At 50.7% G+C, this 21,862-nt stretch carries 18 protein-coding genes and 3 tRNA genes; 12 read left to right on the top strand and 9 right to left on the bottom strand.

What is annotated here, in order from left to right; all coding sequences use genetic code 11:
- Nucleotides 1-6: 6 nt before the first annotated feature.
- The 3 genes from ACKU4E_RS05210 to ACKU4E_RS05200 form a co-directional block, all read right to left on the bottom strand.
- Nucleotides 7-1,284 (bottom strand): TRAP transporter large permease, encoded by a 1,278-nt coding sequence (locus tag ACKU4E_RS05210; protein WP_320170021.1) that lies wholly within the window; start codon nucleotides 1,282-1,284, stop codon nucleotides 7-9.
- Nucleotides 1,285-1,303: 19 nt separating this feature from the next.
- Nucleotides 1,304-1,822: a TRAP transporter small permease gene (locus tag ACKU4E_RS05205; RefSeq protein ID WP_320170020.1), complete on the bottom strand. Its 519-nt coding sequence runs from the start codon at nucleotides 1,820-1,822 to the stop codon at nucleotides 1,304-1,306.
- A gap of 62 nt (nucleotides 1,823-1,884) precedes the next feature.
- A complete protein-coding gene (locus ACKU4E_RS05200; RefSeq protein ID WP_320170019.1) occupies nucleotides 1,885-2,904 on the bottom strand; it encodes a TRAP transporter substrate-binding protein in 1,020 nt (339 codons plus the stop codon).
- 332 nt (nucleotides 2,905-3,236) lie between these two features.
- Here ACKU4E_RS05200 and ACKU4E_RS05195 point away from each other — a divergent pair, with 332 nt between their 5' ends.
- Nucleotides 3,237-4,124, top strand: a complete 888-nt coding sequence (locus ACKU4E_RS05195; protein ID WP_320170018.1) for a helix-turn-helix transcriptional regulator — start codon at nucleotides 3,237-3,239, stop codon at nucleotides 4,122-4,124.
- A gap of 12 nt (nucleotides 4,125-4,136) precedes the next feature.
- On the top strand, nucleotides 4,137-4,478 hold the full coding sequence (locus tag ACKU4E_RS05190; RefSeq protein ID WP_320170017.1) for a phenylpyruvate tautomerase MIF-related protein: 342 nt from the start codon (nucleotides 4,137-4,139) through the stop codon (nucleotides 4,476-4,478).
- Between the two features lie 121 nt (nucleotides 4,479-4,599).
- Here ACKU4E_RS05190 and ACKU4E_RS05185 read toward each other — a convergent pair whose 3' ends face one another.
- Entirely contained in the window at nucleotides 4,600-6,576 is a 1,977-nt protein-coding gene (locus ACKU4E_RS05185) for a U32 family peptidase (protein ID WP_320170016.1), read from the bottom strand.
- A gap of 56 nt (nucleotides 6,577-6,632) precedes the next feature.
- Between ACKU4E_RS05185 and ACKU4E_RS05180 the strand changes: the two genes are divergently transcribed.
- From ACKU4E_RS05180 to ACKU4E_RS05170, 3 genes are all read left to right on the top strand, one after another.
- Entirely contained in the window at nucleotides 6,633-7,427 is a 795-nt protein-coding gene (locus ACKU4E_RS05180; protein ID WP_320170015.1) for a dihydroorotate dehydrogenase electron transfer subunit, read from the top strand.
- A 3-nt stretch (nucleotides 7,428-7,430) separates the two neighbouring features.
- Nucleotides 7,431-8,348, top strand: a complete 918-nt coding sequence (locus tag ACKU4E_RS05175; RefSeq protein ID WP_320170014.1) for a dihydroorotate dehydrogenase — start codon at nucleotides 7,431-7,433, stop codon at nucleotides 8,346-8,348.
- Nucleotides 8,349-8,443: 95 nt separating this feature from the next.
- Nucleotides 8,444-8,533, top strand: a tRNA-Ser gene (locus ACKU4E_RS05170).
- Between the two features lie 404 nt (nucleotides 8,534-8,937).
- Here ACKU4E_RS05170 and ACKU4E_RS05165 read toward each other — a convergent pair.
- On the bottom strand, nucleotides 8,938-10,119 hold the full coding sequence (locus ACKU4E_RS05165; protein WP_320170013.1) for a pentapeptide repeat-containing protein: 1,182 nt from the start codon (nucleotides 10,117-10,119) through the stop codon (nucleotides 8,938-8,940).
- Between the two features lie 841 nt (nucleotides 10,120-10,960).
- Between ACKU4E_RS05165 and ACKU4E_RS05160 the strand changes: the two genes are divergently transcribed.
- The 5 genes from ACKU4E_RS05160 to ACKU4E_RS05140 all read left to right on the top strand — a co-directional run bounded on the left by ACKU4E_RS05160 (nucleotide 10,961) and on the right by ACKU4E_RS05140 (nucleotide 17,701).
- Nucleotides 10,961-12,178: a glutamate ligase domain-containing protein gene (locus ACKU4E_RS05160; protein ID WP_320170012.1), complete on the top strand. Its 1,218-nt coding sequence runs from the start codon at nucleotides 10,961-10,963 to the stop codon at nucleotides 12,176-12,178.
- Nucleotides 12,179-12,205: 27 nt separating this feature from the next.
- The gene (selA, locus tag ACKU4E_RS05155; protein ID WP_320170011.1) at nucleotides 12,206-13,603 is read left to right on the top strand and encodes an L-seryl-tRNA(Sec) selenium transferase; all 1,398 of its coding nucleotides are present in this window, start codon (nucleotides 12,206-12,208) and stop codon (nucleotides 13,601-13,603) included.
- A gap of 194 nt (nucleotides 13,604-13,797) precedes the next feature.
- Entirely contained in the window at nucleotides 13,798-15,168 is a 1,371-nt protein-coding gene (locus ACKU4E_RS05150; RefSeq protein WP_320170010.1) for an aminopeptidase, read from the top strand.
- Nucleotides 15,169-15,553: 385 nt separating this feature from the next.
- The gene (selB, locus tag ACKU4E_RS05145) at nucleotides 15,554-17,461 is read left to right on the top strand and encodes a selenocysteine-specific translation elongation factor (RefSeq protein ID WP_320170009.1); all 1,908 of its coding nucleotides are present in this window, start codon (nucleotides 15,554-15,556) and stop codon (nucleotides 17,459-17,461) included.
- Between the two features lie 150 nt (nucleotides 17,462-17,611).
- Nucleotides 17,612-17,701: transfer RNA gene (locus tag ACKU4E_RS05140), tRNA-Ser, on the top strand.
- Nucleotides 17,702-17,849: 148 nt separating this feature from the next.
- On the opposite strand, the gene ACKU4E_RS05135 is transcribed toward ACKU4E_RS05140, so the two are convergent.
- From ACKU4E_RS05135 to ACKU4E_RS05125, 3 genes are all read right to left on the bottom strand, one after another.
- Entirely contained in the window at nucleotides 17,850-18,026 is a 177-nt protein-coding gene (locus ACKU4E_RS05135) for a 4Fe-4S binding protein (protein ID WP_320170008.1), read from the bottom strand.
- Nucleotides 18,027-18,238: 212 nt separating this feature from the next.
- Nucleotides 18,239-19,171, bottom strand: a complete 933-nt coding sequence (locus ACKU4E_RS05130; RefSeq protein ID WP_320170007.1) for a hypothetical protein — start codon at nucleotides 19,169-19,171, stop codon at nucleotides 18,239-18,241.
- A 155-nt stretch (nucleotides 19,172-19,326) separates the two neighbouring features.
- Nucleotides 19,327-20,202 (bottom strand): mechanosensitive ion channel domain-containing protein, encoded by an 876-nt coding sequence (locus ACKU4E_RS05125; protein WP_320170006.1) that lies wholly within the window; start codon nucleotides 20,200-20,202, stop codon nucleotides 19,327-19,329.
- Between the two features lie 420 nt (nucleotides 20,203-20,622).
- Here ACKU4E_RS05125 and ACKU4E_RS05120 point away from each other — a divergent pair, with 420 nt between their 5' ends.
- Both ACKU4E_RS05120 and ACKU4E_RS05115 read left to right on the top strand, forming a co-directional pair.
- Nucleotides 20,623-21,198, top strand: coding sequence for a hypothetical protein (locus tag ACKU4E_RS05120; RefSeq protein ID WP_320170005.1), 576 nt, complete (start codon nucleotides 20,623-20,625; stop codon nucleotides 21,196-21,198).
- A 95-nt stretch (nucleotides 21,199-21,293) separates the two neighbouring features.
- Nucleotides 21,294-21,545 carry a hypothetical protein gene (locus ACKU4E_RS05115; RefSeq protein ID WP_320170004.1) on the top strand — a complete coding sequence of 84 codons (252 nt, stop codon included), beginning with the start codon at nucleotides 21,294-21,296 and terminating at the stop codon, nucleotides 21,543-21,545.
- A gap of 211 nt (nucleotides 21,546-21,756) precedes the next feature.
- Here the strand turns inward: ACKU4E_RS05115 and ACKU4E_RS05110 are convergent.
- Nucleotides 21,757-21,833 (bottom strand) — tRNA-Pro (locus ACKU4E_RS05110).
- Nucleotides 21,834-21,862: the final 29 nt, after the last annotated feature.

Genomic DNA, 21,862 nt, shown 5'->3' with positions numbered 1-21,862 from the left:
AACCTCTTATGGAGCGACCAGTCCGGGCAGAAAGGTTGCGAGTCCGGGAACGTAGGTAACCAGAATAAGCACCAGAATGTTGATGAACAGGAACGGCCAGACTCCGTTTATGATGGACATTACCGGTTTTTCAAGCGTGGACGATGCCACGAATATATCCAGCCCGAACGGAGGGGTGATCATGCCGATGCAGATGTTGAGGCAGACGATTTCGCCGAAATGGATGGGGTCGATTCCCATGGAGAGGGCAACCGGGTAGAGCGGCGGAACCAGAATAAGCAGGGCCGAGTTAGGATCGATGAACATACCGGCAAGAAAGAAAGCCACGTTGACGATCATGAGAAAAGTGATCGGTCCGGCTTCAATTTCAGTAAGGAAATTGGTGATCAGTACCGGCACCTGGGCCAGGGTTACAAAATAGGAAAGCACGCTGCCCATAGCCAGCAGGATGAAAATGATGGTGGTTGATATTGCAGCCCGTTCGGTAATGTTTATGAGTCTGGTTAAGGACAGGTTGCGGTACATGAACGCTTCGATGATTATGGCGTAGACAACCGATACTGCGGCTGCTTCAGTAGGGGTGAACAGTCCGGAGTATATGCCTCCCAGAATGATGACAGGCAGACCCATGGCCCACGAGGCGTCCTTGAAGACTTTGAGAAACGGGGTGGTGGTTTTTTTTCCGCGGCCTACTCCCTTGCGGAGGGATTCGAATATAACCAGAGCCGCAAAGGCCAGTCCGAGGGTAATGCCGACTCCGAGACCGCCGATAAACAGCCCGGTAATTGATGTCCCGGTCATCCAGCCGTAAATGATGAGCGTAATGCTCGGCGGAATCAGCAGCGCGGTTTCAGCGCTTGAAATAATCAGCCCGAGACTGAATTTTTCGCTGAATCCGGTTTTGCGCAGTTCCGGGTACATGAGCTTGCCCATGGCGGCTACGGTTGCAGGAGCGGACCCGGAAACGGACCCGAAGGCCATGGAGCCGGCGATGGTGGTATGGCCTATTCCGCCGAGTCTGTGACCGGTAAAATATTTGATCAGGTCGGTGAGCCTTCTGGCAATCTGTCCGGAGGCCATGAGTTCCGCAGCGAAAATGAAAAAAGGAATGGCCAGCAGGGTCGAGAAGTTGATTCCGCCGACCAACTTTTGAACAAGCACAAGATCGGGAATTCTTGGGAAAAGGAAAGATTTGGTCAGGAAAGCAGGCACGCCGAGCACAAGCAGCATTTCGAAGCCGCAAACAAGCATCAGCAGAGCAATGAGAATAATTAAAGCAGTCATGATTTATTACCAGCCTTTGCTATTTGGTCTCAATGAGGATTGGACGGGTGTGGCGGTCGTTGATTCCTGCGAGTTCAAGCAGGTACCGCAGTGCCAGCAGGGAAAAACCCACGCTGGGGGCTACATAGAGCCAGTACATCGGCATTCCGAGAGTTGGGCTCAGCTGGCCGGTGCGCATGACGAATTTCACCATGGCTATACCCAGCCAGACCAGATAGCAGCTGAAGACTGTTCCGGTGATATTGATCAGAAAATTAACCGCTTTGCGCGGGATGTCGGGCATTTTTTCAAAAAGAGTGGTCACAGCCACCTGGCGGCCTCTTTCAAGGGCCAGTCCTATGGCAAGGAAAACCGCCCAGACCATGAGCAGTCTGGTAGCTTCATCTATCCATGCGAAAGTGCTTGAATATTGAGGGGTGATTTCCCTCACCAGAACATTGAAAGTATAAAGGCCGACCATGATCAGGTTTATGGATATAACCAGTACCCGTTCGATAATTCGTATTGCGGCAAGCAGGGAACCGAGCATCTTTCGCATTTGTAACTCCTGAAAAAAGCGGCGGGAAAACAGACGTTTTCCCGCCACCGAATGAATGCAACTTATTTTACGATCTTGGCGTATTCTTCTTCATAAAGCTTGAGCAGCTCTTTACCGGTGTCGCCGGCGCGTTCAACATAAGCGGCAGCGGTTTTGGGGTACATCAGCTTACGCATTTCCGCACGGTCGGAGTCGGAAAGGGGGGATACTTTGACTCCGGCTTTTCTGATGACTTCCAGAGCGTCTTTCTGGGCCTGTTCCTTGTTGACTTCCACGCTGGGCATTACTTCCATGAAAGTATCAACAATGATCTTCTGATATTTTTCGGGCAGGGAATCCCACCATGCGGGGTTGAAGAGAATGTAGTCTTCCATTGCGCCGTGTTCGGACAGAACGAGGTATTTCTGAACTTCGTAGAACTTCATGCGCTGGATGGTGTCGAGGGGGTTTTCTTCGCCGTCAACAACACCGTTCTGCAGAGCTGTGTAAAGCTCGCCGAAAGGAAGTGCGATGGCGGAAGCACCGATGGCGGCAAACTGTTCGATCAGGATTTTGGAATCCATTACGCGGAAGGACTGACCTTTGTAATCTGCGATGGTGGCGAGGGGTTTGTTGGAGGTGAAGTTCTTGCGTCCGTTGGGCCAGGTGGCGATTGCCTTGAACCCTTTAGCATCAAAGGTCTTGAGGAGAGCCTTGCCGAAGGGACCCTGACGGAGTTCCTGGGCCTGTTTGCGGTCAACCGGGAGCAGGAAGGGGATGTCCATGATGGAGACTGCGGGGTTGAATCCTCCGAGGAAAGCTGCGGGGGATACTGTACCTTCAAGAGAACCCATCTGAACTGCTTCGTTCATTTCACGCTGGTTGCCGAGCTGTGAAGAGGGGAAAATCTTGAATTCAACTTCTCCGCCGGTACGTTCGTTGACCAGTTTGGCTATTTTTTCCAGTCCCTGATGGCGGGGCTGCAGCGGAGATTCGAGATGGCCGATACGGGCTTCGTATTTGGCTGCTCCGGCAACTGCCGCGCCGCCCGCCACCATGCACAAAGCAAGTGCACAAATAACAATGCGTCCTAGAAATTTCATCTTTAAAGCCTCCTGTGTGGTGTGTGGTGATGCTTGATTTCCTGCATCAGATATTGATCCCGGACCAAACCGTGCATTCCGGGGTCCCGACTGGCGTTCGGGATTTTTTTCAAACCGGAGTTACATATCTAACCTGTATATCCTTATCAGGTCTTTCGCTGCAACTGTATTTGATGAGTTCAGATTGGAGTGAAAATGATATTATTGTCAAGACAAATCTCATTTTTAAAACAAATAAAAAACATGTTCACAAAAATGAGATTTTAGGACACAATTGATTACAAAGATGGTAAATGAGATTCTCATCATTATAAATGGAGAGTGTTTTCAGAATGGGAGAACTTAGTCCGAAAGAGATTGGTCACAGGCTCAAAGCGTTCAGGCTGGGCAGCAAGTACAGCGCGGAAGAGATTGCAGCTAAGATAGGGATTTCACGGGCGGCATTGTATCGCTACGAAAAAGGCGATCCGCCCAAGCTTGAAACGCTGGAAAGCATAGCAGATCTGCTCGGCGTATCGCTGACCTCCCTAATGGGGGTCGGGGTCGAATACATATCGTCGGCAATCAGTTTTTTTGAGCGCATGCGTCAGAACGAAGCGGAATCCGAACATCTTTCCGTAATGTTCGGGCTGATATCCTATCTGCTTACTACTGACGATTTTGATAAATACCTAGCCATTGCGATCAGGGAAGGACTGCCGGAAGAACTCAGGGACAGCGAGGAGACCCGCAAGCAGGTTGCAGAGGTCTTATCCGTGCTGCGGGAACGCAAAAAGGTTTACGACAGGCGGCGTCCGGGTATGGTGAATCTTGCCTCAGCCACCAACCTGGAACAGTTTTTGCGTAACGGATTTGTCGGTTCGTTCGATCTTCCAGATGATGTGCTTAAGGAAAGAAAGGAAGTCGCAAGGCGCGAGGTAGAGCATTTCATTTCGCTGCTGGAAGAACAGCCGATCGGCTTGCAGATCGGGATTCTGGTGGATTCCGTTCCCAGCACGCACTTTCAGATTTTCAGGCAGCCGGGCCATTCCACGCTTTGTCTCAGCCCTTACAAGCTTTGCGATTTTCCCAATGTACGGTTGGGTGTGGGTATGCTAACTTCTGCACCGGAGGCCTTGGAACTGCACCAGAAAATGGTGACCGAACTCTGGGCCAAGGCCCTTAAAGGAAGCAGGGCGGCAAATTATCTGCGCAAAATGATAAAGGAAAGCATTTCCTGAAGGAGGAACCGGATGCCGTATATAGGAGTAGAGACAAACCTCGACCTGGGCGGAGGGGCGGAAGAATTCGTGGCCGATCTTTCAAAGCTGGTTGCCGAAATCCTCGGCAAGCCCGAATCATATGTGATGGTTGCCGTGCACGATAAGCTGCATATGAGTTTCGGCGGAAGCAGCAAGCCCACGGCCATGCTCGCCCTGAAGAGTCTCGGACTGGAGTCCGCGCAGTGTGCGGGACTTTCCGCAAGTCTGTGCGGTTTCATGACCGAAAAGATCGGAATCCCGGCCGACAGAATCTACATAGAATTTTCAGATCATGATCGGTCCATGTTCGGCTGGAACAGCGGCACGTTTTAATCTGTCGGGGTTGCTCCGGCGGCCTCAACCGTAAACGAATAGGGTTTCCAAAGGGGATTATCCCCTTTGGCCGTCGGAGACGAAATCAATTTATCAAACGCGCGAAGCGCATCAACTAAACTTAAAGCAGACTCAAATCCCAGTTGAAGGTGCTGGTTCTGACCGGAGCCGGAACGGATTTGGGCAGCGGTTCCTGAATATCGAGGAACATGGCGTACCCGGCATTTTCAAGGGTTTTGCGTTCTGCGGAGAGGTCGATGGGCCAGCCGGGATAAATCCAGTAGTTCTGACCGTACTGCCGGGCCCAGCAGATTTCTTTCTTTTGGCTGTAAATAGGGCTCATCAGGCTGGTTTCTTCGGATATGATCCTTGAAATTGCCAGCGGCCACATGCCGGAGATTACCATGCCGAGGGGCAGCGGGCTTGCGGCGGGCAGGGCGAGAAAATCTTCTCTGGCGAGTTCGGGGCTGACGTAGGCTGAGGAAAAGCCCATGTCCGCAAGGCGGGCAATGGCCAGCGGATTGGAGATGTTGCAGAACGGTCCGGCGTGGAACCGCAGTCTGGAATCAGCGGGGAACAGGGCTTTCTGCCAGGGTGAATTGAGAACGAAATCGCGTCCGTCCCCGTTCAGGCAGATATCGATATTTTTTTTGACCTCGGCTTCTTCGTTCGGCCAGATCACCGGCGGCAGGTGCCAGCAGATTTTGGAAACGGCCGGACGGGGGGAGCGTTTCAGGGCATTGAGCGAGAGCCAGACATCGCAGCCGGGCCTTATTTTCCCTTTGGGAGGATTCCGCTGCAGGGTGTGGCGGTGAGCGCGTTCCACTGGTTTACAGGGGGCGGGCAGGGTCAGCCGGATGTCGCTGGCGGTTTTTTCTTCTGTGCGGATCTTTGAAAGTTTGGTTTCAAGCCCTTTCAGGGCGTTGACCAGACCTTCCTCTCGGCGGTCGATGAGGAACACCTTGGTGCCGGATTTGAGGGACGTACGACCCTTGACCGGTATTGATACCTTGCCGCGTTTCGGCGTGAACTTGCGGATTTTGAGGGTCTGGTGTCCGGGCTGGTCCTGATATCCGATGCGCAGGAAATCGCCGGGCAGCAGTTCTTCGCGGCAGGTGAAATACGGTTTGCCGTTCTGTTCCTGCTTGGTGATGCCGATGAGAAAGCCCGATCCGGTTTCGTTGGATGGGTCAAGCGGGGTGTACGGACGCTGCGGCAGGAATATGGAATGCGAGGTCGGTCTGCCGAGCGCGAGGTCGAGCAGTTCGGTTGCATCCTTTTTGACCTTGGCATCGTTGGGATTGTCCCGGAGCATGCGATAGGCCGAAACAGTGTAGTATACGTAATGGGGACCTTTTTTGCGGCCTTCGATTTTCCATGAACCGACCTGAGGAATGGAAAGAGTCGGTTTGGTGAGTACGTCGAGGCCCAGATCAAGGCAGGAAAACAGCCGTTTGGGCTGATCCTTGCGTCTGGCACTGCCGTAAAGTCTGCGGCAGGGCTGTACGCAGCGTCCGCGAAGGCTGCTTTTGCCTCCGAAAAAGGAGCTCCAGTAGCAGCGGCCGGAAACAGTATAGCAGAGTGCGCCGTGAACGAACATTTCAAGGGTCATGGAATCCGGGCAGGCTTCGGCCATCTGCCGGATTTCATCCAGATTGAGTTCGCGGGGCACGACAACCCGGTTAACACCGAGTTCGGCTGCGATTTTAATGGCCGCGGGATGGCTGGCATTGGCGAGTGTTGAAAGGTGCAGTTCACCTTTGTAACCGGCCTGTCTGGCGATTTCGACCATTGCCAGATCCTGAATGATCAGCCCGTCCGGTTTTACGGTTCTGGCGACCCTGTCCATAAGTCGGGCTGCGGAATCGAGGTCGTCGGGCTTGACCAGAGTGTTCATGGGGATGTAGGTGCGCACGCCGTGTTCACGACCGAGTTCGGCGAGGGCTGCCAGTTCTCCGGTAGCGAAATTGTACGCTTCCATTCTGGCGGAAAAATGTTTAAGGCCGGCATAGACCGCGTCCGCTCCTGCGGCTATCGCAGCCAGGAAGGACGATTTATCTCCTGCCGGAGCAAGAATTTCTGGCTTATGTTCATTCATAATGTATCACGCTGTTGCCGCCCTGTGCGGACAGCAAAAATCTACAGGATTAAACCATGGGTGTAAAAAATTGCAGGGCTGTCAAAGTTCTTGATGTCAAAGCCCTCGGACTTCCCTCTCCCGGTGAAGAAATAGTCGAACTCAAACTCGAATATCCGGGCTGGAAACAGGGTTGGCGCGCAGGTCAGTTTGTCATGATCCGGCCGCTTTCCTGGCCGCTGGATCTTATCTGGGGCCGCCCCTTTTCCATATGTAACGCAGACGATACCAGTCTGACCATTCTTTTTCAGGTGGTCGGACGCGGAACCGGACGGCTTATGGAACTGAAAGAGGGCGATCTGGTCAATGTATGGGGTCCGCTGGGTACTTTTTTCAGCAAACCGGAAGACCGTCCCGTGCTCATGCTCGCCGGAGGAATGGGGTTAGCGCCTTTTTGCGGATATGTCGACACCCATTCGCAGCCTGAGAACCTGAAACTGTTTTTCGCGCATCGTCCTCCGCTGGAAAACTACCCGTATAAATCAATTGCCGGAAAAGTCGACGTGGAAGATATCCGCGAAACAAAACCGGAAGATATCCAGACCATCATTGCCAGAGTCCGGGAGTTGGTCAAAGAGTATGCGGAAAAAGACGGCCTCATTACCGCCTGCGGTCCGATGCCGTTCCTGCGCACTGTCTGGAATGCTGCTCTGGAATTCGGTGCGGATGCGGAACTTTCCCTTGAAAACCGCATGGCCTGCGGCGTAGGAGCCTGTCTGGGCTGCGTTACCCGTGATGATGACGGCCACCATACTCAGGTCTGTACAACCGGGCCCGTATTTAAAGCAACCGAACTCAGTCTGGAGGGTTAACAAATGGATATGTCAGTTGATTTTGCCGGGCTGAAACTCAAGAATCCGATTCTTACCGCGTCCGGGACTTTCGGCTTCGGCCTTGAGTTCAAACGTTTCGGCGACCTCGAAAGCCTTGGCGGTATTGTGGTCAAGGGCCTTTCCCTTAAACCGAGGGAAGGCAATCCCATGCCGCGCATAGCGGAAACTCCCTGCGGCATGCTTAACGCAATCGGAATTCAGAATCCCGGTGTGGAAGCTTTTCTCACCAAAAAACTTCCCAAGCTTCCATGGAAGACCCTGCCTGTTCTGGCCAACCTGTATGCTACGGACGCACAGGAGTTCGGCGAACTGGCCGCTGTTCTGGCCGGAGAAGAAGGCGTTGCCGCGCTTGAGGTCAACGTATCGTGTCCCAACGTAAAGGAAGGCGGCATAGCTTTCGGTCAGGACCCCGCGCAGATTACCCGCGTGGCCGAGTCCGTAAAGAAGAATGCCGGCAACAAGCCGGTCATAATCAAGCTTTCCCCCAACGTAACGGACATAACCGTGTGCGCTAGGGCGGCTGAAGACGGCGGCGCGGACGGTCTTTCGCTCATCAACACTCTGTCCGGCATGGCTGTTGATATTGAACGGCGGACTCCGCGTCTGGCAAACGTGATCGGGGGGCTGTCCGGACCGGCTGTTAAGCCCGTGGCCCTGCGTTGCGTTTATCAGGTTGTCAATGCGGTGAAGATTCCGGTCATGGGGCTCGGCGGTATAGCCTCTGCCGAGGATGCGGCCGAATTCCTGCTGGTGGGAGCCAAGGCCGTGCAGATAGGTACCGCTAACTTCATCAGCCCGGATACCGCGTTCAAGATTGCGGAAGAACTGCCCAAAGTCTTGGAAAGGGTTGGGGCGAAGTCCCTTGAGGAATTTACCGGAAGCCTTAAGCTGCCCAAATAGCGGTTTTTGGAATTTTCCTTAGAATAATTGGGAAAAAGTTGAAAAAAGTGCTTGCCAAGCAAGTCCTATTTAGCTAAACACTTTTTCACCCAAGCGGAGAGGTGTCCGAGTCCGGCTTAAGGAGCACGCCTGGAAAGCGTGTTTAGTTAACGCTAACGGAGGTTCAAATCCTCTCCTCTCCGCCAGACTGAATTAAATGGCCCCTTGCAATGAAGATTGCAAGGGGCCTTTTCTTTGCACCAAAAGGTGACAAGCTTCAGTGTTGATATTGAATCCCGGATAAATTTTATTACTGTGGTGGCCCTATGGCGGGACGTGGAAGGCGTGCGGGATGTTGAAAAGATATCCGGGAGCGGTGAACCCGTTCACCGGATCAGACATATTTACCCTACATCTGAAGCAGCGGCGAAAGCTGTAAAGGGTATGCTAGATGCTTTCCAAAGGGGTAAGCCAGAATAAGGGCAGCGTGTAGACTTTCACTTTCTGGGTTTCGGGCTGAAAAGAATGGGTTGTGGTCTATTATCCGTGCTACTCATAAGTTGGGGAGTAGCGGGTATGTTACTTCGGTAGATGGGGAGAGGGTATGAAGTTATTTTGTGTTCGACATTATGTGTTTATATGCAGTTAACCCAAGAATATCTTGCTGATTCGGATTTAGTTTTATTTCTTTTATTTCTTTAATTGTTGTAAAGTTAATGTTCATTGACCATAAATCAGCCCCCCCGAGTTTAGTCCCCCAGAGTTTAGCCCCCCAGAGTTTAGCCTCCTTGAGGTCAGCCCTATTGAGGTCAGCCCCCCTGAGGTCAGCCCCCCTGAGTTCAGCCCCCCTGAGGTCAGCCCCCTTGAGGTTAGCCCCCTCGAGGTCAGCCCCCTTGAGGTTAGCCCACTTGAGGTTAGCCCCCCCGAAGTCAGTCCCAGCAAGGTCAGCCTTTATGAGGTAAGCCCCCTTGAGGTCAGCCCCACCGAGGTCAGCCCCACCGAGGTCAGCCTTTATGAGGTTAGCCCTCCTGAGGTCAGCCCCCCCGAGGTCAGCCCCCATGAGGTAAGCCCCTCTGAGGTCAGCCCCCCCGAGGTTATAGTTTTTTAAGAATGAATTTTGAAAATTACAGCAATATAGAGATGATAGATCAAGTTCAATAATCTTTTTACATAAAAGATTTAAACATATCTGAACATCATCTCGTATTTTTTCTTCTGTATTTTTTTTGCGAATTTTACCGTAGTTATCTTTAAGGCTTAAAGAATTCTCATTAACATGATTTTCAGTAGGGCTTCTTACATAAGCACATAACATATCTAGAATCATAACCTTGTCTGCTTCCAAATTTGTATCAGTAGCCGTTCTCCACAAAGTATAAATAGCCCCTATTCGAACATGAATTTCTGGGCTTCCTAACTGTTCTGAAGCGCGAATAATTCTTTCGGTTATATGCCCCTGCTCAGCTACTGTTGCTTGTCTGGAAAGACTTTTTGAACGCCAAAAAGCTAGACCAACCCCAATAAAACCAGCTAAAAAAAGACCGATATTTCGATATATAATGTAGTTAGCAATTGTATCTTTAGGTGCTCCGACTTTTAAATGATCTGTTGTTGCATTCCACCATTCAGGCCAGATTGCCGTTGCTGTAATGAAAGTAAAAAATAATATTGATATTGTAAGATAACTGTGTTTAGTTATATAGTTGATAATTTTAGCTTTTAACTTTTCAAAGTTATCTAAGTTATCAACTATATGCTTCGGTTTTATAAAATTTACAGATATATTTTTCATGCTTATATTTTCCAACTTATAGCAGTATTTCACATCTAATAAGTTAGGTGTAAATTTTAGGCAAGTCATTGAAGTGATGAAACCTTCACAAAATTGACTCCCCTAGATCCGCGCCCTAGGGAGTCTTTATTACTTCCGCATCAACTCCAAAATTGGTGCAGGCTTACCCTTCCGAGCTTTCTTCTGCTGTTCCTTCATTTCATAAGCACTAAATACCTCTGTCCCTTCTGATATCCATAGCAGTGATCTTTGAGCGCTGCGCTACAAAAACAGTAAAGCCGATCTCTTTCGAGACCGGCTTTGAAATATGGCGCGCCAGGGAGGATTCGAACCCCCGGCCAACGGCTTAGCTTACCACTTCGGATTTCCCCGCCTTGTATCTTACAAGTTCGTGGTCTGGACTATCCCTTCATCTTATCCGTCAAAAACCGGACTTAGATGCCGACCGTCTAGTCTCTACACCTTCCCGTCTTAGGGGCTTGGCTCGGGATTGCCTTACTGTGTATGCAGTTTAGGTTTCCCCGAATTTGGCCGGTTCTACTCTCGGGATTTCCCCCGAGGCACTCCGATTGAAGGCCGTTGCTCTATCCAACTGAGCTACTGGCGCAAACGGTTAACAAAATGTTACCGATATTTTTTAAAGAGCATATTTCCGGCTGTTTTGTCCATGCTTCAGCCTGAAACAAATTCTCTTGTGCTTACCAGTTGAAAAGACTATGCCTTTTCTGGCAAAAAAGGAAGTCCTGTAAGTCCTTCTTACGACTGTATAACTTCCGCTGCTCAAGAGATGCTTCTTTTATACAAACGGCTTCGGTCGGTCAAGAAAAAAATGGATGTAAAAGTGAAATTCAGGAATTTTGAGGAATTCGACCAGTATATGGACAGTCTGGGGCTCTTTCATATGGATATGGGACTCGGCCGGATGGAGGAGTTTGTCCGCCGCTGGGGAGGCAAAAACATTTTTCCGGTCATCCACGTGGTCGGGACCAACGGCAAGGGGTCCACATCGGCCTATCTTACCGCGATTGCAGAGCAGTACGGGCTGAAAGTCGGCACCTACGTTTCGCCCCATTTTGTTTCTCCGCGTGAACGTATCACTGTGAATTCATCCATGCTGTCCGAAGAGGAATGGTGCCTGACCGCCAATCAGGTCATGGAAATTGCCCCGGATGTCGGGCTGACCTATTTCGAACTGCTGACCTGCATCGCGCTTGCGGCGTTTAAAAACAACGCTGTCGATCTGGCCGTTATGGAAGCCGGCCTTGGCGGACGCTACGATGCCACCAACACGATTGATCCGGACCTGACCGTGTTTACTCCTATCGGGCTGGATCATGAAAACATTCTGGGCGCTACAATCAGTCTCATTGCCGCGGACAAGGCCGATGCCATGCGCGCCGGAGGGAATGCCGTTACTTCCGTACAGGATGAAGAGGCCATGCGGGTGCTGGAATCCCGGGCAGCAGAACTAGGATGCAGGTTTGCAAAGTCCGGTGAGATGGATTGCGTGGACGGGTTGGCCCCTTCCCTTGCCGGATTGCACCAGAAGCAGAACGCTCATCTGGCGGCCTGCGCATGGCAGTTGTTCTGCGAAATGAAGGGGCTTGATTTCGTTCCTGAAAAGGTCCGTAGCGGAGTGCGTGAGGGATTTATTCCCGGCAGGCTCCAGATTATCCGGCACGATGATCGCACATTTATTCTGGACGGAGCGCACAACGCCCACGCTTTTGCCGCGCTGGCAGCGGAGCTGCAAAGCAGGGGAGCACGGCCGGATGTTATCATTTTTTCCTGCATGAAGGATAAAAAGCTGGATGAGGTCCGGGCTACATTACGTAGTCTTTCGGACGGACGGCTGATTGCCTGTGGACTGCCGGAACACGAGCGGGCCTATCCTTATGATAGCCTTGCCGCATTCCTTGGGGAAGGTGTGCTTGCTGCGGCTGATCTGGATCAGGCCATGTCCATGCTTGGCGGCGGTGATAAAACGGTACTGGTTTGCGGTTCCTTGTATTTGCTGGCATCTTTTTATACAAGATTCCCAGAGTATTTGCATAAGTGATTTCCCCGGTTAACAATGGAGAATAAATTGTCCAATCTTTTTAAATTTCTGCCTTCTGTGGATTCCGTACTTACCAGACTTGAGGAAGAAGGCGTGATTGACGGGTTGCCGCGAAGCCTTTCCCGTGACCTTGTGAACGGTTTTTTCGATGTCTGCCGCGAGGAAATACGGGGCGGCGTCATAACCGAGGAAAAGCAGCTTGCTGCGGATGTTCTGTTTCCGCGTCTGGCCTGTCATGTTCGGGCCGGGGCCAGGCCGCATTTCCGGCGGGTCCTTAATGCAACCGGCGTGGTGGTGCATACCAATCTCGGACGTTCCCTGCTGGCTGAATCCGCCGTCCGTGCGGTCGAGGAAGCCTGCGCCTGTTATTCGAACCTTGAGTTCGACCTCACAACCGGGGAACGGGGCAGCCGTTACAGCCATGTGGAAAAGATAATCTGCGAAATTACCGGGGCTGAGGCCGCGCTTGTGGTCAATAACAACGCTTCGGCTGTGCTCATTACTCTGGAAACTCTGGCGCGGGGGCACGAAGCGATTGTTTCACGCGGTCAACTGGTCGAAATCGGCGGTTCATTCCGCATTCCGGACGTAATGACCAAGAGCGGGGCGATTCTGCGCGAGGTAGGGGCCACGAACAGGACCCATCTGCGTGACTATGAAAATGCCATCAATGAGGAAACCGCCTTGCTCATGAAGGTGCACACCTCAAATTTCAGGCTGATCGGTTTTACCAAGGAAGTTTCAGGTGCCGAGCTTGTCGAGCTTGGCCGCAGTCATGATCTGCCGGTGTACGAAGACCTCGGCAGCGGCAATCTGACCAATTTTGACGGTCTCGGCCTCATCCGTGAACCGACCGTTCAGGAAGTGGTGGCCGAAGGCGTGGACGTTGTCTCCTTTTCCGGCGACAAAGTGCTCGGAGGGCCTCAGGCCGGGATTATTGTCGGGCGCAAAAAGTACATTGATATGATCAAGAAAAATCCGCTTAACAGGGCGGTTCGTATCGATAAAATGACCCTTGCCGCTCTTGAAGCCACCCTGCGTCTTTACCTTGATCCGGAACGGGCTCGGCGCGAAGTTCCCACTGTCCGCATGATCACCGAGAAGCCCGAAGAGCTTCGTAAACAGGCTCAGAGTCTTGCCCGCATCCTGCGCCGTGAACTCGGCGATTCCATGACCGTTGGGGTGCGTGAGGGCGTGTCCCGTGTCGGGGGCGGGGCCTTTCCGGAGCAGGATCTTAAAACTTTTCTGGTTACGCTGGTGCCCTGTACCGGTATTTCCGTCATGGAACTCAAGGAAAGACTGCTTTCGACCGATCCGCCGCTGGTGGCGCGCATAGAAGAGGACGCTTTCTGCCTTGACCCGCGGACCCTTTCGCGGGAAGAATACAAGCTTGCGGCCGGTGCGCTCATGGAAGCTATGGCGTAGCCGGATTGCAATGAAATTCAGGGAAGAACTGTATGGAGAGCAGGGATGTCCGCGACCCTTAGGAATTCCTGATGGGTTAAGTCAGTTGCCTTGAGAGCAATTGATTAAATCCAAAGTTTTGCTGAGTTATAGAAATAACCATATCAAAAATTGCTTTAAGCAGCTTTAAATAAGATAAGTAAAGGATAATTAAAATGGAACTTGAACATAAGACCAAAAGTTGTTGGGAAATTTTCCGGGATGATGAGCACATGCAGGACATGGATGCTCTTGCCGCACGTTATGTGGACTTTCTTACCCGCTGCAAGACCGAGCGTGAAACGATCCACTATGTTGAAGAAAGACTCTCCGCAGCCGGTTTCGAAGATTACATCGGCGCAGATCAGTGCTTCCGCTCCTTCCGTGACAAGACCATCTTTATTGCCCGCAAAGGGCGCAAACCTCTGTCTCAGGGGTTCCGACTGGTCGGAGCGCACGCCGATACTCCGCGTTTGGATCTGAAGCAGCATCCGTTGTACGAAGATTTGGGCATGGGTATGGCCAAGACCCATTATTACGGTGGAATCCGCAAGTACCAGTGGCTTGCACGTCCCCTGTCCCTGCACGGGGTTGTGGTCAAGGCGGACGGCGAAAAGGTTAATGTGGTCATTGGGGAAGATCCTTCCGATCCGGTTCTTTCGATCATCGACCTGCTTCCGCACCTTGCATACAAGCAGGTTGAAAAGAAAGTTACGGATGCCTTCGAAGCTGAAAAACTCAACATTCTCATGGGCCATTCCCTTTCGTTTTCCGATGGCGAGGACGGCGAAGTCACAACTTCGGTAAAGCTGAAAGTGCTGGAACTGCTCAACGAAAAATACGGCATTGTTGAAGCCGATCTGTTCAGCGCTGAAATGCACATTGTACCGGCCGGTCCGGCCCGTTATGTCGGTCTGGATAAGTCCGTTATCGGCGGATACGGTCAGGATGACCGGTCCTGCGTATTTCTGGCCCTTGAAGCCTTCCTGAATGCTCCCGATCCCGAGTACGCCCAGGTTGTGCTCTTTTACGACAAAGAAGAAATCGGGTCCGAAGGTTCCACCGGAGCCAAGTCGCTTTTCTTTGAGTACTGCATGGAAGACCTCATCGAAGCATGGGAGCCGAGCGCCAAGCTTTCCCGCGTGATGATGGCCGGTCGGGCCCTTTCCACGGACGTACACGCCGCCATTGATCCCGACTATCAGGATGTGCACGAAAAGCTCAACTCCGCTTATCTCGGCTTTGGTCCGTGTTTCTGCAAATTTACCGGGCATCGTGGCAAAGTCGGCGCCAACGATGCCCATCCCGAATTCGTAGCATGGCTGCGCGGCATTCTCGGCGAAGCAGGAGTTCCCTGGCAGATGGCCGAACTCGGTAAAGTCGATCTCGGCGGAGGCGGAACGGTAGCCAAGTTCCTCGCCGTCTACGGGATGGATGTCATTGATTTCGGGCCTCCGGTCCTTTCCATGCACAGCCCGTTCGAATTGACCAGCAAGGCCGATATTTATGCAACCGAACTGGCCTTCAGGACTTTTTTGAAAAATTAATATGAAAACAACCAAAAGGCATTTAAGAAATTGAATTTGATGCGCTTCGCGTTTTTTGTCGATTTGATTTCGCCGCCGGCGGCCAAAGGGTCCGCGACCCTTTGGAATCCCATGTTGGTTAAAGAGATTAATTATAAAATCGTCTCTTTGAAAATAAATTTCGGGATTAAAAATGACACAATAAAAAAGTCGTTTAAGTGAAAGCAACTCACCAAATTTAAAAACTATCAGGGATTCCAAAGGGGATTATCCATCGCTGCTCTCCATATCCCTAAGACTCGAAGAAGACTTCTCGCCTAAGGGCTAGTGGGCCTTTGGCCTCCGGGGGCGAAATTTCCTGTTAAAGCGCGAAGCGCATCATATTTTAATTTCTTAAGGAGTACGGATGCCTGTTGTAATGGGAACTGCCGGTCATATTGATCATGGCAAGACCAGTCTTATCAAGGCGTTGACCGGCGTGGACTGTGACCGCCTGGCCGAGGAGAAGAAGCGCGGGATCACTATAGAGCTTGGTTTTGCAAGCCTTGATCTCGGCGGATCGGAAGTCTTGAGCATAATAGATGTTCCCGGCCATGAGAAATTTGTGAAGAACATGGTTGCCGGGGCGGCGGGCATTGATTTCGTTCTGCTGGTTATAGCTGCTGACGAGGGGGTAATGCCCCAGACAAGGGAGCATCTGGAAATTTGTACTCTGCTCGGTATTGAGCAGGGCTTTGTGGTGCTGACCAAGGTCGATATGGTGGATGAGGAATGGCTGGAGATGGTCCGCGAGGATGTGCGGGAATTTCTGGCTCCCACTTTTCTGGCCGAGGCACCTGTTCATGCCGTGTCTTCGCATACGGGGCAGGGGCTTGAGCAGTTGAAGACCGAAATTGCTAATTTCATGAAAGGGTTCGAGCCACGGCGCAGGACCGATCTGGCCCGGCTGCCGGTGGACAGGGTTTTCACCATGAAAGGGCATGGAACGGTCGTGACCGGAACGCTAATTTCCGGGCAGCTTTCCGTTGGAGATGACGTTGTCCTTTACCCGAAGATGACCGCCAGCAAGGTGCGCAGTCTGCAATCCCATGGGGCGAGTGTTGAAACCGCTCCGGCAGGGCGCAGGACCGCTGTTAACCTTCACGGGCTGGAGGTGGAGGACATCGAGCGCGGTGAAGTGCTCGGTCGGCCCGGAACGCTTTTCCCGGCCATGGTTTGGGATGTAGAATTGACCTGTCTGCCATCTTCGCCGAAATCCTTGAAGCATCGCAAGGAGATTCATTTTCACCACGGCTCGAAGGAAGTAATGGCCAAGGTCTATTTTCTGGACCGCGAGAAGCTGGATAAAGGTGAGCGGGCAGTCTGCCAGATCCGTTTTGACCGTCCCATGACCGGGGTTTACGGGGACAGGGTGGTGCTGCGTTCTTTTTCTCCGCTGCGGACCATTGCCGGGGGCAGCATTATCAATCCGCTCGGCCGTAAGGTGAAGCGTTTTTCCGATGATGTGAAACGTCTTGAATCGCTGATCGGGGCGGAGCCGGAAGCGTTGATTCAGACGCAACTGGATCTCGCTGGTAACGAGGGGCTTACCTTTCAACAACTGTCTATCCTGACCAATACCGCTTCAAAACCGCTGGACAAGATGCTTCAGTCCATGGGCGGTCAGCAGAAGGTCTTCCTTTTTGATAAGGACAGCAGGGCTTATGTTTCAGGTGGCAGGTATGATGAGTTGGCTGAAGGGCTTATCAGTCATCTTACCGAATTTCATAAAAAAGAGCCCATGAAATCCGGGGTTTCCCGTGGAGAGATAGCCTCTTCCTTCGGCAAGTCACTGCCGCCGAAGCTTTTCCATGCTCTGGTTGAGAGGCTGATCCGTCAAAATGAGATTGTGGCGTCGCAGGAGATTCTGCATCTGCCGGGACATAAGGTGTCGCTGGCTTCGGATCAGCAGAAGCTGCGTGATACTCTGTGTGATATTTATGAAAAAGGCGCGTTGACCCCTCCGAATCTTAAAGATGTGCTTGAACCACTGGGGCTGACGTTCAAGGAAGCGGCTTCAGTCTACAGATTGCTGCAGGATCAGGGGGATATTGTCCGGATAAAGGACGATATGTATTTCGCGAGTTCGGCCGTGGAAGGGCTGAGAAATAAGCTTGCAGCATACTTTGCTGAAAATGAAGAACTTGGGCCGCAGGATTTCAAGGATCTGGCAGGGCTCTCCCGTAAATTTTCCATACCGTTGCTTGAGTATATGGATAAGGAGAAGTTTACTATCCGGGTGGGGGATAAGCGCAGGCTTCGCAAGCAGGCTTAATCCGGGTTTTTTGAAATTTTAAGAATAAGTTATGGCCGGATTCTACATCTGCGGGTGCGGTTGTCGGCAGCGGGCGAGTTTTAATAAAAATAATTTAAAATAGTTCTTGCCAAGCAGGGGCCATTCAGCTTATTAACTTTTCTCCCAAGCGGAGAGGTGTCCGAGTCCGGCTTAAGGAGCACGCCTGGAAAGCGTGTTTAGTTAACGCTAACGGAGGTTCAAATCCTCTCCTCTCCGCCAGAGATAACTCAAAGGCTTACATCAGCAGATGTAAGCCTTTTTTCTTTTGGGGCGTGGCCCAAGTTACAAAAAACGGCATCTGAAATTTTTCAGGTGCCGTTTTTCAATCATGCCGGTTGTCTCAAGGCAGCCGGATCAGTAAATCTGATTACTCATCAGTGCTGATTGCATTGAAGCCGCATTCAGCTTCGCATGCGCCGCAATCGATACAGTTATCGTTTATCTCGTAGTAGTTTTTACCAGCGGGGTGGACGATTGCTTCGGAAGGGCAGGCGCTCTGGCATGCGCCACAGAACTGACATTCATCTGGATCAATCTTATGCATTTCTTTCTCCTTATAACTATTGTATTGACATTTTTAGAAAAAATTACACTATTGCTTGGCGGTGTCAATGATAACATTGACAACTTCGTCTATTTTCATAAAATATAGTTGAGTATAAAAAGATAAAAATTACAATATATTGATATAAAGATCAGATTGAGCTGGGTTTATAGGTGTTTTTGTCCGGTTTTGTAATATATTGATTTTAAGTCCTATTTTGCTTTGCTGATAATGTAATCAGCCATCATGAGATCAAGGTGAGCTCCTCCTCCGTTTTTGAAAACGGTTATCTCGGTGTCCGATTTTCTTCCTGTTGAAGGAGTGTTGAGCAGATCGTAGAGGTCGCCCTTGATTGACTCGGCCGTAATGATGCCTTTTGCGATTGGAATGGTGAGTTCCCCGATATGCTCAACAGTGGTTTTCCGGCTGTCGACAAACAGCGATCCGGATGAGATCAGTTTATCGTCGGCTTCGCGCATGTCGGCCTTGTAGGCTCCGATGAGGTCTACATGGGTTCCGGGACTGATCCAGTCGTATTTCAAGATCGGTTCTTGTGTCAGAGTGGCCGTTGAAATTATATCCGCCTTACCTGCAGCGGCGGGCAGGTCTGAGCAGTGTGATACCTTTATGCTTCCGGATGCGAATTCGCTTGCCAGTTGTTGCGCTTTTTCAACCCTGCGAGCCCAGATAATGATGTTTTCCAACTCCGGGAAGACTGCTCCGTATGCCTTCACAAGGCTTCTTGCCACCGTTCCTGCCCCGACGATCAGCAGGGTTTTGCTGTCAGGACGTTTAAGAAGCGAAGCACCCAAAACCGAATCCGCAGCGGTCTTGAACTCGGTGATAAGCCTACTTTCGATTATTGCGCTCAACTGTCCGTGTTCGTGGTTGAATACCAGCATGGCTCCCTGCACAGAGGGCAGGCCGACTTTGGCATTTCCGGAAAAAACGGTGGTGGATTTCACTCCGTACCCCAGACCTTCTATATAGGCACCGCGGCTGAGCAGAGTGCCTTCCGCCGGGCCGAGAAAAATGTCTTTTACCTGTGCTTCCGGGCAAAGGTGTCCGGCCCGTAAGGCTTCAACCGCATCCGGCCATGCAAGTTTGTTTATTGTTTCATTGTAAGTAATGAATGGTGTATTCAAAATATCCTCCGACAACTGTTTTGCTAATTTGATGAATAAACCCGAGGCCTGCTTCCGGGTATCTGGAGTTCCATAAGTTAAGGGCTTGCGCCTTACGACGCAAGCCCTTGTATTCTTGTACATGATGTACCTGAAGATGCTTTGTTGCGAAATAGCTACTCTTCTACATCGTTGTGCAGGTGAATATCCGTCTGTGGGTAAGGTATGGAAATACCGGCTTCGTCAAAGGCTACCTTGATCTTTTCAAGAAGTTCGCAGCGAGTCGCCCAGTAGTCAGGGGTGCGAACCCAGGGGCGAATGTAGATATCCACACTTGAAGCACCGAGTTCTCCTACTCCTATGAAGGGGGCAGGATCTTTGAGAAGACGGGTTTCAGCGGCAAGTGTGCGGCTTACTAATTCTTTTGCCTTGATAATGTCATCTTCGTATCCGATGCCTATTACCAGATCTATTCGTCTTCTGTTGTTTGCGGTTGTGTTGACTATTACAGCCTGCAGAATTGATGAGTTGGGGACAATTACCTTCTGGTTGTCGGGAGTGGAAAGCATGGTGTAGAAAGCCGACAGTTCCTGAACCGTACCGGATGTTCCGGCAACGGTAACGAGATCGCCTTTCTTGAACAGGCGCAGCAGGATCAGCATGACCCCGGCGGCAAAGTTTGAAAGCGTGTCTTTGAGAGCAAGACCTACAGCCAGGCCGGCGGCGCCGAGTACAGCCAGAAAGGAGGTTACGTTTATTCCCGCCTGCCCCATTGCCGCGACCACAAATGCGGCCAGAAGAGTGTAGTAGGATATGGCCTTGATGAATGAAACAAGGATTTCATCTACTTTGGCCTTGTTCATGACTTTGCCGATCAGGGAGGATATCTGTTTGGCTATTAAACGTCCCAGAATAAGAATCAGGATAGCAACTATGATTCTTATGCCGTGCACACTTCCAAAAGTTATGGCCTGCTCTAAAAGTCTGCTTGGAAGCCCCGGGTCCAGCATGTCAATTTTAAAATCAATGGCGGAAATATCGGTTGCGTTCATTAATCTTATCCTCCGGTTCAGTTGGTATTACAAATTTTGACAAGTTCAAATAGTGAGGGTCGGTCATTTGAAAATGCCGACCCCGTTTATTAAATCAAACAGCCGGAATCGGCTATTTGTTACGACTCTTTTTTGCTGTGGCTTTTATTCTACCTCATTTTCAATCCATGGGAAATGATAGAATTGTATTTTTTAGGCGAAGAAATGCAGTGTACCAACGTAATTTTAAGTTGATGTTTTATTTTACCGGGTTGTATACTTTTCATAGTCACTGCAGGTGGGTTTGAAGCCGTTTTTATATAAAATAACAGTCGGGTGGGTATTTCCCTGAATTCCGTGTCTGTGGAACGCCTTGACTGTTTTGACAAATGAGATGTAGCAATAATTGTTTTATAAGGTCAGATTTCGGGGAGAATTGATATGGGTAAATTGCTTGTTTTATTGTCGGTGTGCCTGACGTTGCTGGTTCCTGGAGTATGCAACGCATCATCGGTCAATCTTTTGGATGGGGCATCCGTTTCGCTTCTCGGTGATTTTTCGGGTTCAGATACTTCTTATGTTACTGACGGATTTGCTGAATCCGGCACCCGCTGGTCCAAGGATTCGGTCTGGTGGATAGGAAAGGGGGCAGCCATAGAAATTTCCCTTAGCGGAGAGCAGAATATCGGTTCCATTTCCATACAGGCGGATAGCAATGATGAATATCGTGTTGACTATTGGGATTCCGCCGCCAGTGAGTGGAAAACAGCATTTACCGCAGGCGTAACCAAAACTTCGGAGAACAACTGGCTCAGCGGCCTCGATATGCGTGAGTCCGGAAACGTGCTTAATCTGACTACCGATAAACTCAGGATTTCCGCTGTTTCAGGAGATGGACGTTATTCTGTATCTGAAGTGCAGGCATATGCCCCCACCCCTGTTCCTCCGGCTTTTCTGCTCCTTTGCAGCGGGCTTGGCCTGCTGACCTTATTCAAAAACAGGTTTATGCGCCGGTAATTTTTATCCTGTTGACCCGGTTTGACTGTTTTATTCAAGTTGCTTTTGAAATTCACGAATTGAAATGTGTGAGGAAAATAATGATCTTACCTTGTATGGCCAAAGATACCATAGACATCGTCAAAGCTGATGGCAGTTGTGTTGAAGGAATCAAAGCGGTCGTTTCACCGCGTAGAATTGTGACTTTCAATACCGATGTCGCGATTGAACCGAAGGACGTATTGGTCCGTAGACTGGCAGATGATGAGAAAGAGGGGTTTCTGGTTCTGGATACCATTTTTAATCGAACAGAGGATGGAGTTCCTGAAAATTTACAGATTACAGTACGGCGAGTCGAACTGTCTTAATAAAGAAAAGGAAAGCCCCCGGCAGATTGTTGCCGGGGGCTTTCTTCTGTTTTGCATATTTTATGGAAATTTGATCATTCGGGCTGACGCCCCTTTCTTCGGTGTAGACCCGGCCTGTGTCCCTTTCTTCGGTGTAGACCCCATATCAGGGCTCTGCAGACACAAAAATAAAAGGCCACTGATAACAGTGGCCTTTCCGGGTTCCTTCTTGTGGTCGGGATGAGAGGATTTGAACCTCCGACCCCTTGAACCCCATTCAAGTGCGCTCCCAGGCTGCGCTACATCCCGACTCAAGTGAAGAAGGGTCTATGTGGAAT

This window comes from Maridesulfovibrio sp. (assembly GCF_963677005.1).
Taxonomy (GTDB): Bacteria; Desulfobacterota; Desulfovibrionia; order Desulfovibrionales; family Desulfovibrionaceae; genus Maridesulfovibrio.
This window is presented reverse-complemented; position numbering and strand designations above follow the sequence as displayed.

Coding starts and splice junctions, on each gene's coding strand:
- ACKU4E_RS05195 (WP_320170018.1), top strand. CDS start 3,237: ATGGGAGAACTTAGTCCGAAAGAGATTGGTCACAGGCTCAAAGCGTTC.
- selB (WP_320170009.1), top strand. CDS start 15,554: ATGCCTGTTGTAATGGGAACTGCCGGTCATATTGATCATGGCAAGACC.
- ACKU4E_RS05190 (WP_320170017.1), top strand. CDS start 4,137: ATGCCGTATATAGGAGTAGAGACAAACCTCGACCTGGGCGGAGGGGCG.
- ACKU4E_RS05125 (WP_320170006.1), bottom strand. CDS start 20,202: ATGAACGCAACCGATATTTCCGCCATTGATTTTAAAATTGACATGCTG.
- ACKU4E_RS05175 (WP_320170014.1), top strand. CDS start 7,431: ATGGATATGTCAGTTGATTTTGCCGGGCTGAAACTCAAGAATCCGATT.
- ACKU4E_RS05115 (WP_320170004.1), top strand. CDS start 21,294: ATGGCCAAAGATACCATAGACATCGTCAAAGCTGATGGCAGTTGTGTT.
- ACKU4E_RS05180 (WP_320170015.1), top strand. CDS start 6,633: ATGGGTGTAAAAAATTGCAGGGCTGTCAAAGTTCTTGATGTCAAAGCC.
- ACKU4E_RS05200 (WP_320170019.1), bottom strand. CDS start 2,904: ATGAAATTTCTAGGACGCATTGTTATTTGTGCACTTGCTTTGTGCATG.
- ACKU4E_RS05165 (WP_320170013.1), bottom strand. CDS start 10,119: ATGAAAAATATATCTGTAAATTTTATAAAACCGAAGCATATAGTTGAT.
- ACKU4E_RS05150 (WP_320170010.1), top strand. CDS start 13,798: ATGGAACTTGAACATAAGACCAAAAGTTGTTGGGAAATTTTCCGGGAT.
- ACKU4E_RS05185 (WP_320170016.1), bottom strand. CDS start 6,576: ATGAATGAACATAAGCCAGAAATTCTTGCTCCGGCAGGAGATAAATCG.
- ACKU4E_RS05210 (WP_320170021.1), bottom strand. CDS start 1,284: ATGACTGCTTTAATTATTCTCATTGCTCTGCTGATGCTTGTTTGCGGC.
- ACKU4E_RS05205 (WP_320170020.1), bottom strand. CDS start 1,822: ATGCGAAAGATGCTCGGTTCCCTGCTTGCCGCAATACGAATTATCGAA.
- ACKU4E_RS05120 (WP_320170005.1), top strand. CDS start 20,623: ATGGGTAAATTGCTTGTTTTATTGTCGGTGTGCCTGACGTTGCTGGTT.
- ACKU4E_RS05135 (WP_320170008.1), bottom strand. CDS start 18,026: ATGCATAAGATTGATCCAGATGAATGTCAGTTCTGTGGCGCATGCCAG.